General features: G+C 56.0%; 16 protein-coding genes. 5 read left to right on the plus strand and 11 right to left on the minus strand.

The annotated features are described in order from the left end of the window. Nucleotide 1: 1 nt before the first annotated feature. From serC to purU, 3 genes are all read right to left on the minus strand, one after another. Entirely contained in the window at nt 2-1,084 is a 1,083-nt protein-coding gene (gene serC / locus RVM24_RS07385) for a 3-phosphoserine/phosphohydroxythreonine transaminase (RefSeq protein WP_061332737.1), read from the minus strand. Continuing rightward, nucleotides 1,081-3,654, minus strand: coding sequence for a DNA gyrase subunit A (gene gyrA, locus RVM24_RS07390; RefSeq protein ID WP_138437600.1), 2,574 nt, complete (start codon nt 3,652-3,654; stop codon nt 1,081-1,083). Before gyrA ends, serC begins: the two co-directional genes overlap by 4 nt. Nucleotides 3,655-3,780: 126 nt before the next feature. Continuing rightward, a complete protein-coding gene (purU, locus tag RVM24_RS07395) occupies nt 3,781-4,635 on the minus strand; it encodes a formyltetrahydrofolate deformylase (RefSeq protein WP_058090533.1) in 855 nt (284 codons plus the stop codon). Nucleotides 4,636-4,775: 140 nt separating this feature from the next. On the opposite strand from purU, the gene ggt reads away from it, so the two are divergent. From ggt to ftsH, 3 genes are read left to right on the plus strand one after another with little or no spacing between them, the layout of a single operon-like run. After that, nucleotides 4,776-6,539 (plus strand): gamma-glutamyltransferase, encoded by a 1,764-nt coding sequence (gene ggt / locus RVM24_RS07400; protein ID WP_431475184.1) that lies wholly within the window; start codon nt 4,776-4,778, stop codon nt 6,537-6,539. A 44-nt stretch (nt 6,540-6,583) separates the two neighbouring features. Further along, complete coding sequence (locus RVM24_RS07405) at nt 6,584-6,832, plus strand: YkoF family thiamine/hydroxymethylpyrimidine-binding protein (protein ID WP_061332734.1); 249 nt, start codon at nt 6,584-6,586, stop codon at nt 6,830-6,832. Then, complete coding sequence (ftsH, locus tag RVM24_RS07410) at nt 6,829-8,730, plus strand: ATP-dependent zinc metalloprotease FtsH (protein WP_431475185.1); 1,902 nt, start codon at nt 6,829-6,831, stop codon at nt 8,728-8,730. Before RVM24_RS07405 ends, ftsH begins: the two co-directional genes overlap by 4 nt. A gap of 13 nt (nt 8,731-8,743) precedes the next feature. Here ftsH and RVM24_RS07415 read toward each other — a convergent pair whose 3' ends face one another. The 7 genes from RVM24_RS07415 to RVM24_RS07445 all read right to left on the minus strand — a co-directional run bounded on the left by RVM24_RS07415 (nt 8,744) and on the right by RVM24_RS07445 (nt 15,209). Next, nucleotides 8,744-9,601 carry a universal stress protein gene (locus RVM24_RS07415; RefSeq protein WP_431475186.1) on the minus strand — a complete coding sequence of 286 codons (858 nt, stop codon included), beginning with the start codon at nt 9,599-9,601 and terminating at the stop codon, nt 8,744-8,746. Next, nucleotides 9,591-11,990: a Lon protease family protein gene (locus tag RVM24_RS07420; protein WP_431475187.1), complete on the minus strand. Its 2,400-nt coding sequence runs from the start codon at nt 11,988-11,990 to the stop codon at nt 9,591-9,593. The genes RVM24_RS07415 and RVM24_RS07420 overlap by 11 nt, the downstream gene beginning before the upstream one ends. Nucleotides 11,991-11,999: 9 nt before the next feature. After that, a complete protein-coding gene (gene yghU / locus RVM24_RS07425; protein ID WP_061332729.1) occupies nt 12,000-12,872 on the minus strand; it encodes a glutathione-dependent disulfide-bond oxidoreductase in 873 nt (290 codons plus the stop codon). 225 nt (nt 12,873-13,097) lie between these two features. Further along, on the minus strand, nt 13,098-13,301 hold the full coding sequence (locus RVM24_RS07430) for a hypothetical protein (RefSeq protein ID WP_286922077.1): 204 nt from the start codon (nt 13,299-13,301) through the stop codon (nt 13,098-13,100). A gap of 67 nt (nt 13,302-13,368) precedes the next feature. Next, a complete protein-coding gene (locus tag RVM24_RS07435; RefSeq protein ID WP_431475188.1) occupies nt 13,369-14,070 on the minus strand; it encodes a class I SAM-dependent methyltransferase in 702 nt (233 codons plus the stop codon). 197 nt (nt 14,071-14,267) lie between these two features. Next, a complete protein-coding gene (locus RVM24_RS07440) occupies nt 14,268-14,693 on the minus strand; it encodes an N-acetyltransferase (RefSeq protein WP_286922075.1) in 426 nt (141 codons plus the stop codon). A 69-nt stretch (nt 14,694-14,762) separates the two neighbouring features. Beyond that, entirely contained in the window at nt 14,763-15,209 is a 447-nt protein-coding gene (locus tag RVM24_RS07445; RefSeq protein ID WP_286922074.1) for an NUDIX hydrolase, read from the minus strand. A 125-nt stretch (nt 15,210-15,334) separates the two neighbouring features. Here RVM24_RS07445 and RVM24_RS07450 point away from each other — a divergent pair, with 125 nt between their 5' ends. After that, nucleotides 15,335-15,529 (plus strand): type II toxin-antitoxin system VapB family antitoxin, encoded by a 195-nt coding sequence (locus tag RVM24_RS07450; RefSeq protein ID WP_138437612.1) that lies wholly within the window; start codon nt 15,335-15,337, stop codon nt 15,527-15,529. Then, nucleotides 15,526-15,927 (plus strand): type II toxin-antitoxin system VapC family toxin, encoded by a 402-nt coding sequence (gene vapC, locus RVM24_RS07455; protein WP_138437613.1) that lies wholly within the window; start codon nt 15,526-15,528, stop codon nt 15,925-15,927. The genes RVM24_RS07450 and vapC overlap by 4 nt, the downstream gene beginning before the upstream one ends. Nucleotides 15,928-16,011: 84 nt before the next feature. Here vapC and RVM24_RS07460 read toward each other — a convergent pair whose 3' ends face one another. Next, nucleotides 16,012-16,362 carry a VOC family protein gene (locus tag RVM24_RS07460; RefSeq protein WP_431475189.1) on the minus strand — a complete coding sequence of 117 codons (351 nt, stop codon included), beginning with the start codon at nt 16,360-16,362 and terminating at the stop codon, nt 16,012-16,014. Between the last annotated feature and the right edge of the window lie 36 nt (nt 16,363-16,398).

The following is a 16,398-nucleotide window of genomic DNA, read 5'->3' on the forward strand; positions in this document are numbered from 1 at the left end:
ATCAGCCCCGCTCCTTCGCAAATTCCGCCATATAGTCAATCAACGCATCCACGCCCTCTTCCGGCATGGCGTTGTAGATACTGGCGCGCATACCACCCACAGAGCGGTGCCCCTGCAAGTTGAGCAACCGGCGCGCTTCTGCACCTTTCAGGAACTCACCATTGAGAGTATCGTCCGCCAGGGTAAACGGTATGTTCATCCAGGAACGGAAGCGCGGCTCAATGGGGTTGGCGTAGAAATCATTGGTGTCGATAAAGTCATACAACTTCCGGGCTTTACGGGCGTTGATTTCGCCCATGGCCTTGACGCCGCCCTGCTCTTTCAGCCATTTGAACACCAGGCCAGACAGGTACCAGGAATAGGTGGCCGGGGTGTTGTACATGGAGCCGTTATCCGCGATGACCTGATAGTTCATCATGGTCGGCGTTTCCTTACGAGCCTTACCCAGCAAGTCTTTGCGGATAATGACCACCACCAGGCCCGACGGCCCGATGTTCTTCTGGGCGCCAGCGTAAATCAGCCCGAACTTGTTGATATCCACCGGGCGAGACAGCATGGTGGACGACATATCCGCCACCAGCGGCACCCTGCCGCTGTCCGGAATGAAGTCGTATTCCAGGCCACCGATGGTTTCATTGGGGGTGTAGTGCAGGTAAGCGGCGTCGGCACGGGTGTTCCAGGTTGACTGATCCGGAATGGAGGTAAACCCGCCATCCTCGGAGCTGGCCACCACATTCACGTTACCATAGCGCTTGGCCTCAGCAATGGCCTTTTTGGACCAGATACCGGTGTTCACGTAATCGGCCGAGGACTTGTCACCCAGCAGGTTCAGCGGAATGGTGGAGAACTGACTGGAAGCTCCACCCTGCATGAAGAGTACGGCGTAATCATCTGAAATGCCTGCAAGTTCCCGAAGGTCCTTCTCAGCCGCATCGGCAATGGCCACAAACTCGTCACTACGATGGCTCATTTCCATAACCGACATACCGGTGCCACGCCAATCCAGCATCTCGTCACGAGCCTGCTTCAGCACGGCTTCCGGCAAGGTGGCCGGTCCGGCACAGAAATTAAACGCCCTGCTCATTCTTCGGTTTCCTCGCCTTCTACTTCGACGTCGTCGTCATCAGACTCTGCAATACGCTCCACACCCACCAGGCGCTCATCTTCCTGAGACAGGCGAATCAGGCGCACACCCTGGGTGTTGCGGCTGAGCACCGAAACCTCATCAGTGCGGGTACGCACCAGGGTGCCCTTGTCGGAGATCAGCATCATCTCGTCGCCTTCAAACAGCTGAAGCGCCGTCACCAGGTTGCCGTTACGCTCTGAACACTGCATGGCGATAACGCCCTGACTGCCACGGCTGTATGCCGGGAACTCATCAATGGCGGTACGCTTGCCATAGCCGTGCTCACTGGCAGTAAGAATCACACCGCCTTCCTGCGGGATGATCAGGGACACCACATGGTGGCCTTCCGGCATCTTGATACCACGTACACCACGGGCGGTCCGGCTCATCGGGCGTACCTGCTCCTCCTGGAAACGAACGGCTTTGCCCGCAGTGGAAAACAGCATCACTTCGGCGGAACCATCGGTAATGGCCGCGCCAATCAGGGTATCGCCTTCGTCCAGGTTCAAAGCAATCAGACCACTGCTGCGCGGACGGGAGAAGTTCGGCAGCGGGGTTTTCTTGACCACACCGGCAGAGGTGGCCATCAGCACAAACTGATCTTCCGGGTAATCCCGCACCGGCAGGAACGTAGTGATACGTTCATCTTCTTCCAGCGGCAGAATGTTGACCATCGGCCGACCACGGGAACCACGGCTGCCCCGGGGAATCTCGAACACCCGCAGCCAATACACTTTGCCACGGTTAGAGAAACACAAAATCGTATCGTGGGAGTTGGCCACCAGCAGCTTCTCGATAAAGTCTTCGTCTTTCATCGAGGTTGCCGCCTTGCCCCGGCCTCCACGGCGCTGGGCCTGGTAATCTTCCACGGCCTGGGTCTTGGCGTAACCGCTGTGGGAAATGGTGACCACCAGGTCTTCTTCATCAATCAGGTCAGCAATGGTCAGGTCGCGCTGCGAGCTGGTGATCTCGGTGCGGCGTTCGTCACCGAACTCGGCTACCACGGCTTCCAGCTCTTCACGGATGACCTGCATCAGGCGGTCCGGGTCTGCCAGGATTTCCAGCAGGCCGGCGATCTTCTCGAGGATGTCCTTGTACTCGTTCTGGAGTTTTTCGGTTTCCAGACCGGTCAGGCGGTGCAGACGCATATCCAGAATGGCCTGGGTCTGCTCCGGAGACAGGTAATACAGGCCATCGCGCAGGCCGTAGATCTCCGGCAGATCATCCGGGCGGCAGGCGTCTTCACCGGCACGCTCCAGCATGGCCAGAACATCACCCGGCACCCAGCCCTTGGACATCAGCTTTTCTTTGGCTTCCACAGAGCTCGGTGATGCCTTGATCAGCTCGATCATTTCATCGATGTTGGCGAGGGCAACCGTCAGACCTTCCAGGATATGGCCGCGCTCGCGGGCCTTGCGCAGCTCATAGATGGTCCGGCGCGTCACCACTTCACGGCGGTGGCGAACGAACGCATCGAGCATTTCCTTCAGGTTCAGAATCTTCGGCTCGCCGTTGATCAGCGCTACCATGTTGATACCGAACACGGTTTGCAGCTGAGTGTGGGCGAACAGATTGTTCACGATCACTTCGGGGTTTTCACCACGACGAAGCTCGATTACCACCCGGATGCCTTCCTTGTTGGATTCATCACGCAGCTCCGTGATGCCTTCCAGGCGCTTTTCCTTGACCAGTTCAGCAATCTTTTCGATCAACCGGGCCTTGTTCAGCTGGTACGGCAGTTCGGTGATGATGATGGCGTCACGATTGGTTTTCTTGTCGTGCTCAATCTCGTGGCGGGCGCGGATGTAAATGCGGCCACGACCAGTGCGGTAGGCTTCAACGATACCGGCACGGCCGTTGATGATGCCCTGGGTCGGGAAATCCGGGCCCGGAATGAACTCCATCAGCTCGTCGATGGACAGGTCCGGGTTATCAATCAGCGCCAGACAACCATTGACCACTTCGGTCAGGTTGTGGGGCGGAATGTTGGTCGCCATACCTACGGCAATACCGGAAGAACCATTGACCAGCAGGTTCGGTACACGGGTAGGCAGGACTTCCGGAATACGCTCGGTGCCGTCGTAGTTGTCGACGAAATCCACGGTTTCCTTGTCCAGGTCCGCCAGCAGCGAATGGGCAATTTTCTCCATGCGGATTTCGGTGTAACGCATCGCGGCGGCGTTGTCGCCGTCGATGGACCCGAAGTTACCCTGACCATCCACCAGCGGGTAGCGTAAGGAGAACGGCTGGGCCATACGAACAATGGTGTCGTAAACGGCTGAGTCACCATGGGGGTGATATTTACCGATAACGTCACCCACCACACGGGCGGATTTCTTGTATGCCTTGTTCCAGTCGTTACCCAACTCGGACATGGCGAACAGCACCCGACGGTGCACCGGCTTGAGGCCGTCACGCACGTCTGGCAGAGCCCGGCCGACGATAACGCTCATGGCGTAATCTAGGTAGGACTGCTTCAATTCGTCTTCAATATTGACCGGCAGGATCTCTTTGGCTAACTCACCCATCGAGAAAGGTTCCTTTGCGTTATCTGGAAGTCGTACCGGGGCCGTTTCCGGGCCCCGTCTTTATTCTTCAACAAGCCGCCAAGCATACCACAGTCCACTGCCCCGAGGGGCGACTGTGGCACAGCCTTAATCGAACACTACGGTCTTGTTTTCGTAGGTAATCACGCGGTCTTCGATATGAGACCGAAGACCACGGGCCAGCACGTTCTTTTCAACGTCTTTGCCCAGGCGAACCATGTCTTCAATGGAATCGCTGTGGCTGATGCGAATCACGTCCTGCTCAATGATCGGACCTTCGTCCAGGTCCTGGGTCACGTAGTGGCAGGTGGCCCCGATCAGCTTCACACCCCGACTGTAGGCCTGGTGATACGGGCGGGCCCCGGCAAACGACGGCAGGAAGCTGTGGTGAATGTTGATCACCTTGCCAGCGTACTTTTCGCAAAGCTCCGCCGGCAGAATCTGCATGTAACGGGCCAGCACCACCACGTCGGCATCGTACTTCTGGAAAAGCTCTTCAATGTGAGCAAAAGCTTCTGCCTTGTTTTCCTTACTGACCGGTATATGGTGATAGGGAATATCGTGCCATTCCACCATCCGGCGAAGGTCATCGTGGTTGGAAATAACCGCCACCATTTCGGCGTTCAGTTCCTTGCTGTGCCAGCGGTGCAGGAGGTCCGCCAGACAGTGTGATTCTTTGCTGCACATCAGGATGACGCGTTTGGGCCGGGCGGAATCGGCGATGTGCCAGCGCATGTTGAATTCGCGGGCAATCGGTTCGAACGCGGCGCGGAACTGATCAAGCCCGAAGGGGATCGACTCAGCCTTGATCTCGTGACGCATAAAGAACCAGCCAGACTGAGTGTCTGAATGGTGGCTCGCCTCGGTAATCCAGCCGTTGTAGGTGGACAGAAAATTACTCACCTTGGCAACAATCCCTACCCGGTCCGGGCAGGAAATAACAAGACGATAGGTATGCTCCATTAAGCCTTTCCTTAACTTGAATCCGGGAAAGCGGGTGCGCCGGAAAACCACAGACATCCGCCTGCGGTGGCGTGCCTGAGCGCACCGGTAAAAATGACCGGCTATGATAGCCTATCTGGCAGCCAGAAACGAGGAATCCAATGACACACAGAGTGATCCACAGCCCCCGGCCAAGAATTCCACTGAGGCGCCTGTGGGGCCTGACAACAGCATTGATAGCGTTACTGGTACTGAATGCCGCCTACGCCAGCAATCAGGCCATCCTTGAGGGCGAGCGATTCCACCCGGTTCAGGCCACTCAGGGCATGGTAGCCACCAGTCACACCCTGGCCAGCGAGGTGGCCCTGCAGGTTCTCAAAGACGGTGGCAACGCCATGGATGCCGCGGTCGCCGCCGGTTTTGCTTTGGCGGTAACCCAGCCCCGCTCCGGCAACATCGGTGGTGGCGGCTTTCTTTTATATGCGCCCGGTGACGGCAGCGCGCCAGAAGCCATCGACTACCGGGAAACCGCCCCGGCCGGCGCCAGCGAAACCATGTTCCAGGATGACGAGGGCAACGTCATCAGCCAACGCAGCCGCTTCAGCCACCAGGCCGCTGGCGTTCCCGGCACGGTCGCCGGCCTGGCCCTGGCATTGGAACGACACGGCACTCTCTCATTAAAGGAAGCCTTGGCCCCGGCCATCCAGCTTGCGCAAGAGGGCTTCGTGGTTCCCCATCGTTTCACCGAAGGCCTGGAACAAGCCAGAGAACGCCTGCAACGCTGGCCCGCTACCAAGGCGACCTTTTATAAGGAGGACGGTTCGGCACCGCAACCAGGTGAACTATTCAGACAACCCGACCTGGCTGACACCCTTAAACGCATTGCAGAGCATGGCCCAGCGGGTTTTTACCAGGGGAAGACCGCCCAGTTGATTGTTGATGAGATGCAACGCCACGATGGCCTGATCACCCTGGATGACCTCAAAGCCTATCGGCCCGCCGTCCGGCAACCGGTACATGGCCAATATCGTGGTTACGACATCTACTCCATGTCGCCACCCTCCTCCGGCGGCACCCATATCATCCAGATCCTCAACATCCTGGAGGGCTTCCCTATCTCAGATATGGGCCACAATTCCGCTGCGACCATTCATCATATGGCCGAGGCCATGAAACTGGCCTACGCCGACCGGGCAGAATACCTGGGCGATACCGATTTCGTGGATGTCCCCCTGAACGGGCTGACCAGCAAGGCCTATGCGGCTGAGCTGAGAAAGGGCATCAACCCCAAAAAAGCACGGCCCGCCAGCGACATTAAACCCGGCCAGCCGGCTGCCTTCGAAAGCCCCGAGACAACGCATTTTTCCGTAGTCGACCGCTGGGGCAATGCGGTATCCAACACCTACACCATCAACTTTAGCTATGGGTCCGGCATTACCGTGGCCGGAGCCGGCTTCCTGTTGAACAATGAAATGGACGACTTCAGCGCCAAGCCCGGAGAACCCAACGCCTACGGCCTGATTGGCGGCAAGGCCAACAAGATCGAACCGGGCAAACGCATGCTCAGCTCCATGTCTCCGACCGTGGTGCGCAAAGACAACCGCAACGTCCTGGTAACCGGCAGCCCGGGCGGCTCCCGCATTATCACCACCACCCTGCAGGTTCTGATGAATGTGATAGACCACAACATGAACATCCAGACCGCTGTTGCCGCGCCCCGCATCCACCATCAGTGGCTGCCTGATGAAATCCGCATGGAACAGGGCATCAGCCCGGACACCATCCGCCTGCTGGAGGCCAAAGGCCATGAGGTCACCACCAGCGCCGCCATGGGCGCTATCCAGAGTATTATGATTGGAGACGATGGCACCCTCTACGGCGGTGCCGATCCACGCCGGAGCACGTCATCGGCGATGGGCTTTTAACCGGGCGGGAATTGACCCGCCTCAGACTGTTTGGGAGGCAAATCATGTATCTTTCTGTACAGCTGAGCTGTTATCCGCTTAAAGACGATTACAAGCAACCGATCTGGGATCTGATTGATCGCCTGAAACAAACCGGCCTGGAAGTCTATCCTGGGCGTATGAGCACCGAAATTTTCGGCGACTATGATGAAGTAATGACTGTGCTGTCCGATACCATGAAGTGGTCTTTCGAAACCTACGGAAAATCGGTGTTCGTGGCCAAGATCATGGAGGGCGACCGGAGGCCGAGATGACCAACCCGAACGAACCAGGCAAACCCGATAACAACGACAAGCCTCAACCAGCCATACCGAACCAGTATTCATTCCTGTGGCTGAGCGCTGCCTTTTTCCTGATGTTTTTGTGGCTACAGGACACCGGTCGCCCGCAGCAGCAGGAACTGGCCTATTCCGAGTTTAAAGAAGCGGTACTGAACGGGCAGGTGCAGGAAGTCACCCTGCGCAACGAAGAAATCCGTGGCCGGTTTACCGAGGCCGGTGCCGCCCGGTTCAGTTCCGATACCGGGCGCAGCACAGAGAATTTCCTGACGTTACGGCCACCGGTTGACGATCCGGATCTGCTGTCATTGCTGGAGCGGCAAGAGGTTGTCATTCGTGGTGCGCCATCGGGCCGGCCCTGGTGGCAGGACCTGATTCTTGGCTTCCTGCCCTGGATACTGTTGCTGGCGCTGATGTTCTGGTTCTGGGGGGCGGCACAAAAACGAATGACCCAAGGTGGCGGACCATTCGACTATGCCAAGTCCCGGGCCCGCCGGGCTCGCAAGGAAACCTCAACTACCACCCTGGATGACGTGGCAGGCATAGAATCCGCCAAGCGCGACATTGCGGAGATCATCGACTTCCTGAAATCGCCCGAGAAATACCGGCGCCTCGGGGCGGTCATGCCCAAAGGCGTGCTGCTGGTGGGGCCGCCTGGAACCGGTAAAACCCTGTTGGCGAGGGCCATTGCTGGCGAGGCGGAAGTACCCTTCTTCAGCATCAGCGCCTCGGAATTTATCGAGATGTTTGTTGGCGTGGGTGCCGCACGGGTTCGGGACATGTTCCAGAATGCCCGCAAGGAGGCACCCGCACTGATCTTCATCGACGAGCTGGATGCCATTGGCCGCTCCCGGGGCGCAGGCCTGGGCGGCGGACACGATGAACGGGAACAGACCCTGAACCAGATCCTGACCGAGATGGATGGCTTCGAAGCCCACGAGAATGTTTTGGTGCTGGCAGCCACCAACCGCCCGGACGTACTGGACAGCGCCCTGCTCCGCCCCGGCCGGTTCGACCGCAAGATCACCCTGGATCGCCCGCACAAAGAGGCCCGGGAAGCCATCCTCAAAGTGCACGTGCGCAAAGTGCCGCTGGCCGCCGATGTGGACCTTGCGCAGTTATCGACCCGCACCACCGGTTTCTCCGGCGCAGACCTGAAAAACCTGGTCAACGAAGCGGCCCTGACCGCCGCCAGGGAAAATCTGGACGAGGTTAACGCCCACTGCTTTGAGCAGGCCCGGGACCGACTGATTCTGGGCGAGGAGCGGGATGCCCAGCTAACGCCGGAAGAACGGGAAGTGGTGGCCTACCACGAGTGCGGACACGCCATCATGGCCTATTACATGCCCAAGGCCGACCCACTCACCAAGATCACCATTATCCCCCATGGCATGGCCATGGGCGTAACCGAACAAACTCCTCGGGAAGACAAATACAACTACACCGAAAGCTACCTGCGGGATCGCATCAAAGTGATGCTGGGCGGCCGCTCCGCCGAGAAAATCATCTATGGCGAAGTCAGCACCGGTGCCCAGAACGATCTTAAAGAAGCCACAAAATTGCTGCGCCGAATGATCGGCCAGTGGGGCATGAGTGAGAAAGTGGGCCCACTGGGACTGGGTATCGGTGAGGAGCATGTATTCCTGGGACGGGAGATGGGTGCCCCCCGGGAGTACAGTGAAAAGCTGGCCGACCTGATTGATTCGGAAATCCAGTCGCAACTCATGGACCTGGAATCCTACACCGTCAACTTCCTCAAGGAACACCGCAAGGAGTTGGACGCCTTGGCCAAGGCGGTGATGAAACACGAAACCCTGTCAACCGAGGAAATCACCGAGGTGTTGAGCAAAGCCGGCGACCGGAAAATCGCATGATTCTCCTCTGGCTTCAGGGTGTTACCGTCACCGGCAGGTTCATTTCAATCAGCAGGGTGTCTGCACCCTGCTCACGGAACAGACTGCACTGCCGGCTAAGCACCAGTTGCGAGGCGCCTTCCTCCCTGATCACCCGTGCAACAGCTCCGGCACTGGCCATGGGCAAGAAACTGACCCGGGCGGTAATACCTTCGCTTTCCATATAGGCCCGCAAATCCTCGGTGATACGCTCATCACGGCCGGTTTCGGTTCGCACCAGGATCGTCAACGGCTGCCGGTTATGCCTTGCCAGCTCAGCGCCAACCCTGACAGCCCGATGGTTCGCCCCTTGATCGTGATTCAGCAACACCACAATGCGATTTCGGGACCGCATGGGCGGATCGGCCCACAACAACACATCCCCGAGCGCCTGGCTCACCAGAACCCTGGCCGTGGACCCAAGGCGAGAGCCCGGACTGCCAGACCAGCCCACGCGGCCTAACACCAGCAAATCCCCCGGCCGCGCCAGATTCAGTACTTCATCTGCCACACGGCCACGACACAAGGTTAGCGCCTGGGCAAGCCCCCGTTGCGCCATGGCACGCTCCAGCGATCTTTTCGCCTGCTCAGCCAGCGAGCGCATCCGGGCCTCAATAGCCGCAAGGTCCATTGGCCGCGCGACGCCGGAATTTCTGCCCACTTCCCTTGTGAACCCATAACCCGCGCTACGCAACAGGTTCACCTCTTCGACGAACACCCCCAGCACTTCGGCTTTGCGCGCATGAGCAATGTCCGCCGCGGCTTCCAGAGCCGCCAAACTTAACCTTGAACCATCCAACAGAATCAGCACCCGGCCCACTGGCTCAACCGGTAGCTGTTGCTCAGCGGTCACCGTTCTTGCCTCCGCTGTCGTTATCCTGGGCGTCTTCCTTCTTTTGCCCTACCTTTGCATACTCAGCCAAACGATCAGCCACGCGACGGTTGAAGCTCCCATCCGGATAACCGCCCTCATCATCAGGCGAGCCTGGCGCCATGCCGGTCATCAGCTCAATGGCCTGATCAATGTGGGTCATCGGGTAAATAGCAAACACGCCCTCCCTAACCGCCGTGCGCACCTCTTCATTCAACATCAGGTGCTCAACGTTACTGGCGGGCAGCAAAACGCCGTGGCCATTTACCCCACCGTTTTTCTTGCAGACATTGAAGAAACCCTCGATTTTCTCATTCACCCCACCCACTGCCTGAACCTCACCGTGCTGGTTCATGGAGCCGGTCACCGCCAACGACTGTTTCAACGGCACACCGGTAATAGCCGATAACAACACGCAGGTTTCCGCTACCGAGGCGGAGTCGCCTTCCACGCCCCCGTAGGATTGCTCGAAGGCCAGGCTCGCAGACAGGGATAAATCACCCATGGGCGCATAGCGGCCTGCCAGAAAGCGGGACAAGATCATCACCGCCTTACTGTGAATGGGCCCGCCAAGTTTCGCCTCACGCTCAATATCCACCACCTGGCCTTTGCCGGGCCGGGCGGTGGCCGTGATGCGGGTAGGCTGACCAAAACGGGTGGCACCTATCTGCAACACAGACAAGCCATTCACCTGCCCCGCCTGCTCACCGTCTGTGGCAATCATCACCACACCCCGGTAGATCTGCTCCAGGCTTCGTTCCCGAATGCGGCTGGCGCGGAACTCCCGCTCATCAATCGCCTGTTGAATGTGCCCGATGCCAATGTGCTTGCTGTCGGCACGGGCAGCCCAGTGATTTGCCTCGCTGAGCAGGTCTTTCAATACGCGGTCATGGGCGGTCAGTTTATTCTGGTCACCAGCCAGGCGACTGGCATGCTCAATCAAACGCCCCACGGCGGGCTTGTCCATTGGCCGGGCCTTTACAGATTTGGCCATGGTGGCAAGCATTCTGGCGTAGAGCTGATAGCTCTCTCCATCCCGGTCCAGATCATCCTCAAAATCTGCCTCAACCTTGAACAGGTCCAGGAAGTCCGGGTCGTAGTGTGCCAACAGGTAATACAGGGTCCGGTCGCCCACCAGCACCACTTTCACTTTAAGCGGGATCGGTTCAGGCTGCTGACTGACGGTAGTGGCAAGGCCGTACAGGCGCTCCAGGGATTCAATACGAATTTCATTGGAAAACAGAATACGCTTCAGGCTTTCCCAGGCCATGGGCTGGGTCAGAATGCGGCGGGCATCCAGGATCAGAAAACCGCCATTGGCCCGATGCAGCGAACCGGCCCGGATCAATGTGAAATCCGTGTACAGGTTACCCTGGTGAGCACGATGCTCAATTTGACCAGTCAGGTGCTGGTGATTGGGCAGGTCCTCATACACCACCGGAGCCCCCTGCGTTTCCGAATTGTCCACCAACAGGTTCACCCGGTAACGATTGAGCAACCCGGCGGGGGCGCCGTTTTCACTATCCTGGAAGGCTTCCGCGTGTTCTACCACGTCTTCCCGAACCGCATCCAGGTAGGCAACCACCTCCGGCAGGTGAGACCACTTCTCGCGCAATTCGCCAATGGGGCCGCCCAGGGTCAGCTGAACCATCTCTTCGTTCAGAGCGTGGATACGCTCCCGCACTTCCTTGCGCAGCCGCGGCACTTGCTGGATAGCCTGCTGCAGTTTCTTCTGCAGGTCTTCAACCTTGGCCTCCACCAGCGCCTTCTCATCATCAGAGAAGGTCTTGTATTCCTCCGGCTCAATCACTTCGCCGTTACGCATGGGCGCAAAGGTAAAGCCGGCCGGAGTTGTGATCATGGCAATGTTGTTGGCGTTGGCTTCTTCCTGAATGGCGAACAGGCCTTTCTGCTGGCGACGGGTCACCTCTTCCTGAAGCTCCTGAATGCGAGCCTGATACTCCTCACTTTCAAAGGTAGCCGGAATAGCCGTTTTAAGTTCTGCCGCCAGGTCACTCATATCACGCTTGAACTGCCGGCCTTCACCCGGCGGCAACTCAATGGCGTTCGGCTTATCGGATTGCTGGAAGTTGAAAACATGGCACCAATCAGAAGGCACCGGCTGTCCTGAGGCATGTTTATCGAGGAACTGCCTGACCAGTTCATGCTTGCCGGCCCCGGACGGGCCGAGCACAAACAGGTTAAAACCATTGGCCTCCATGCTGGCGCCAAACTCCATCGCGCGCAGCAGGCGCTCCTGCCCAAAAGGAAGTTCCAGTTCCTCCAGCGTTGCCGTTGTCTCAAAGTTCAACTTGTCCAACGGGCAACGGTGGTAAATCTGGTCTTCGGTTAACGCCGCAGGTAGCGCCATTGTTCCTCCTTACTTTTCGCCGTCCAGCTTGTCCTGGGTACGCAAATCAAAGTCACTGGCATCATGCCGCTCGTGCAGCTGGGAAGACAGCTCACCCCAGGCCCGGTTTACCATGCGGCCACGCTGCACTGCGGGGCGCTTGGCCAGCTCATCTGTCCAACGCAAAATGTTCGTGTAGGTGTGGGCCTCCAGGAACTCCGCCGCCTCGTACACCGTGTTCTTCACCAGCGAGCCATACCAGGGCCAGATTGCCATATCGGCAATGGTATATTCATCACCGGCGATGTACTGGTTATCCGCCAACTGGCGATCCAGCACATCCAGTTGCCGCTTCACCTCCATGGTGTAACGGTTGATCGGGTACTCGTATTTTTCAGGGGCATAGGCATAAAAATGCCCGAAACCACCACCCAAAATCGGTGCGCTGGCCATCTGCCAGAACAGCCAGTTCATCGTCTCTGTGCGCCGGGCCCGGTCTGTTGGTAAAAAGGCACCGAACTTTTCCGCCAGATAGAAAAGAATAGATCCGGATTCAAACACCCGCACGGCCGGGTTCTCGCTGCGGTCCAGCAACGCCGGAATCTTGGAATTCGGGTTTACCTCAACAAACCCGCTGCTGAACTGATCTCCTTCCATGATGTTGATCAGCCAGGCATCGTACTCTGCCTCTTTGATACCCTTCTCCAGCAACTCCTCAAACATCACCGTCGCTTTCACGCCATTGGGCGTGGCCAGGGAATACAGCTGGAATGGATGCTCCCCCACCGGCAACGCTTTGTCGTGGGTAGGCCCGGCAACGGGACGATTAATGTTGGCAAACCTGCCACCGTTACTGCTGTCCCATTTCCAGACCTTTGGAGGCGTATAGGTTGAATCACTCATGTTTGGTCTCCGATTGACGGTGAGTAAGCTATTGGCCGACTTTACCTGATTGCCCCTGCCGTTAGCACCTGTGTTCGCATTGAGAATGCGCCGGATCAAATCCGGGAGATATCACTGGGCTATACTGGTGGGACTCAAGGAAGGCGACCGGGTTGAGCGGCACATCGGGGCATGGGCTGTATAATAGGAATGGGGTCAGGGTTCATTAAACCGCTCAGAAGCCAATCAACCCTCCCCAATCACCGCCTCACGCTCCCGCTTGTACTCTTCGTATGTCTTACTGGAGCGCTCTATACATTCCTCATATTGGGCAGGAGGGGCACTGTTACATTCCTGTCGATTATTGTGCTGGATATTGTCATACACAGCCTTGCTGCTGCACCCAGTCGTCACAACAAATACGGCAAAAACAATCCAGATCTTCTTCACGATGTATTGCTCCTTCTCAGCATAGCGCGCGGCGGAAAGCCGTCACCGCTCCGCCATTCGTTGGCATCTATGTTTTTCTAGCGACTAAGAATATCGATTCATGACTGGTCTGCCACTCTCGTTCAATAGTAAATCCTGATTTCAGTAGCTTGGAAGTAAGCTGACTCTTGGTAAGTCGGCTGACATAAGGAGCCAGACCGAACAACTGCATGCCAGAGATCATCAACCGAAAAACCAAGTTGATTTCTGCGATTAGCGATGTGCTGGAAACAAAAACACCACCTTCTTTTAGAAGTCGACGAATGTTAACAATTGCGCCATCAACATCCTCCAAAAGATGCAACACATTGAGCCCCAAAACAGCGTCGAAGCTTTCATCCTGAAATTCGAGGGTGTCTAGCGTGCCTTGCTGAAAAGTGACATTTTCAGCACCCGCCTCGGCGGCTTTTCGTCGGGCCGCCTCTATCATCTTGCCGGATATATCCGTCGCGACAACGTGTTTCACATAAGCGGAGTGCCAAATAGCGGTCGCGCCACTGCCACATCCGAACTCGAGTACCTTCCAGTCCGATTTCAGGAACGCTTGAGTAATGGCCAACTTCTGCTGATATGTAGCTTCATCTTTGATAGGGCTTTTTATGTATTTCTCTGCACAGTTGTCCCAAAATTTCTTTGAATCTTTCATGACGCTTGCATCCCAGTCGCGCTTCGGACCCATATGACTTGCTAAGTGTTTACGTATCGCAGCCAACGTAAACTTCACTGCCATGTATTTCGCCGAATCAAAAAGGTTCGTGGTCCTCAGGGCCAAAGAACCGGCCCCATCAATGGTGACTGTAGGTTCAGGCTCTTCCTTTTTTCCGAACAGATTTTAAAAAAATTGCACTGTATTTCCTCAGTCACTTAACACCGTGGTAATTGGCGGCAACGGAGCGCAGCGGATTACTTATCCGACCGAAGAACATTTTAGGAGTGATACTCCATGATCAGTTCAGGGTGACCAGTATGCTCGTCGACTTGCTCATCAAGGAAAATAAACCCATGTTTTTCATAGAAATTGAGACCAGGAACATTCTCTTTGTAAACGGAGAGCCGCAAGCTGTCTCGCCTATTTTTAGCGTCATCAAGCAATGCCGTTCCCATTCCCTTGCCCTGTGAATCTGGAGCTACAAAGATCGCAGCCAGAGTGTTTCCGTATAGGCTATAGAATCCGTTAATTTTCTTCTCATATTCCAGTACAAATGTCTCCGATGCAGGAATGTATACATCCCGCATCTCACTGACCTTTGACTCCCAAAATTGAGGTTCGATGAAATTATGAGCTTCGATCGAAGCAGTAAGCCAAATCGCTAAGACTTGATCGATATCAGCTTGCCTATACTCGCGAATCATCTGACTATTTCCTATTACTCACACCATCTGGCTCATTTGCGCCACTTTGCGCTCAAATGGAGCTACTTGTTAATCGCTTTCACGTAGCACGGAACGAAGTAAATCAGGAATCCACTCTGGCTTGAACTGAGACGCTTTTTCTTCTCGCATTTCAGCTAAACTCCACCATCTCCATTTTTGAATGGTACTCTTTTCCTCATCCGTCCATTTCGCTGCGAATACATCTGCACCTGAGGGCCATTTAACTAAGAAGTATTTTTCGAGCCAGCGAGCTGGTACCGACCTCGCTACTGCGTATACTTCATCACGATCTCTTAGCACCTCTCCAACGTCCTGTATTAGCCCCGTTTCCTCATAGAGCTCTCGCTTAGCAGCATCGACATAGCCTTCGCCAGGCAACAGCTCTCCTCCCACTGTTGCCCAAAACGGAGACTGGTGCTCGTCATTGTATAAAAACAGCAATAACCGTCCTGATTCGTCAACGATTATGAGCCGTGATGATTTTCTTGTTTCCATTGTCTACAGCTCCATGACCGCTTCGAACGTTTAACGCCCTGCTCACGCTGTGCAGCCGATTGTTGTGCTCTCTTTGAAGTGCTAGATTGTGTATAGAAATCGAACCTTATACACATAGGTGCCCTATGAGAACGAACATCGTAATTGACGACCAATTGATGGCCGAAGCCCTCAAAGCCTCCGGCTACAAAACCAAAAAAGAAGCCGTTGAGCAAGGCCTGAAACTTCTGGTCCAACGTAGCAAGCAGCAGGAGATTCGAAAGCTGCGAGGCAAGATCAAGTGGGAAGGCAACCTGGATGAAATGCGGAGCGCTGGATGACAGTGGTTGATACCAGTGTCTGGATCGACTATTTCAACGGTGTCAAAAACCCGCACACTGACCTGTTGGATGCCTCAATAATTCACGGATCCGTCGCTATAGGCGACCTCATATTTCTGGAAATCCTGCAAGGCATCCGCGACGACAAACACTATCGTCAGACCAAACAAAGCTTGCTCTCGCTGGAACAGTATGAAATGTTTGGCAAAGACATGGCAGTTGTTTGCGCTGACAATTACCGGGCACTCCGCAAAAAGGGCATCACAATCCGAAAAACTGCCGACGTGATCATCGCGACCTTCTGCATAGAGAAAGAGCTACCACTGCTGTTTCTAGATCGCGACTTTATCCCTTTTGTCGATCACCTTGGACTTGAGCCTGCTCTGAGAGAAGCCTAACGCGGAGCGGACCGGCGACCTTGACGAAGCGAAGCGGAGACAAGGGCGTCCGAGTAACGCGAATTGTTAGAGCAGGCCCGATGGTTACTCATGCTGTAAGACATTGATGAGCTTGCCGAAAGGGTCACGGATGTAGAACCGGCGGACACCCCAAGGCTCAGTTACCGGCCCGTACTCAATCTTTATACTTTCGTTTTTCACCCGCTCCAAGGCGGTCTCCAAGCTATCAACTTCTATAGATAGATCGGGAACGGGTGTGCCAGAGCCACCTTCTGAGGCAACACTTATCTGAGTGGTCATTTCCTCGCCTGAGCTATAGGTCCTTATCCACCCGTGATCCATCACGACCTTGAGCCCAAAAATAGCTGAGTAAAATTTCTCTGCATCTGAGGGATTGGCTGCCGCAATGTTTGAGACTATGCGTTTTACCTTCATTTTGCCTCCCGTTGGCTGCGGCTCGTCTAGCTTGGA

The sequence above is a fragment of the Marinobacter sp. KM021 genome (assembly GCF_050707965.1).
In the GTDB taxonomy this organism is placed as follows: Bacteria; Pseudomonadota; Gammaproteobacteria; order Pseudomonadales; family Oleiphilaceae; genus Marinobacter; species Marinobacter shengliensis.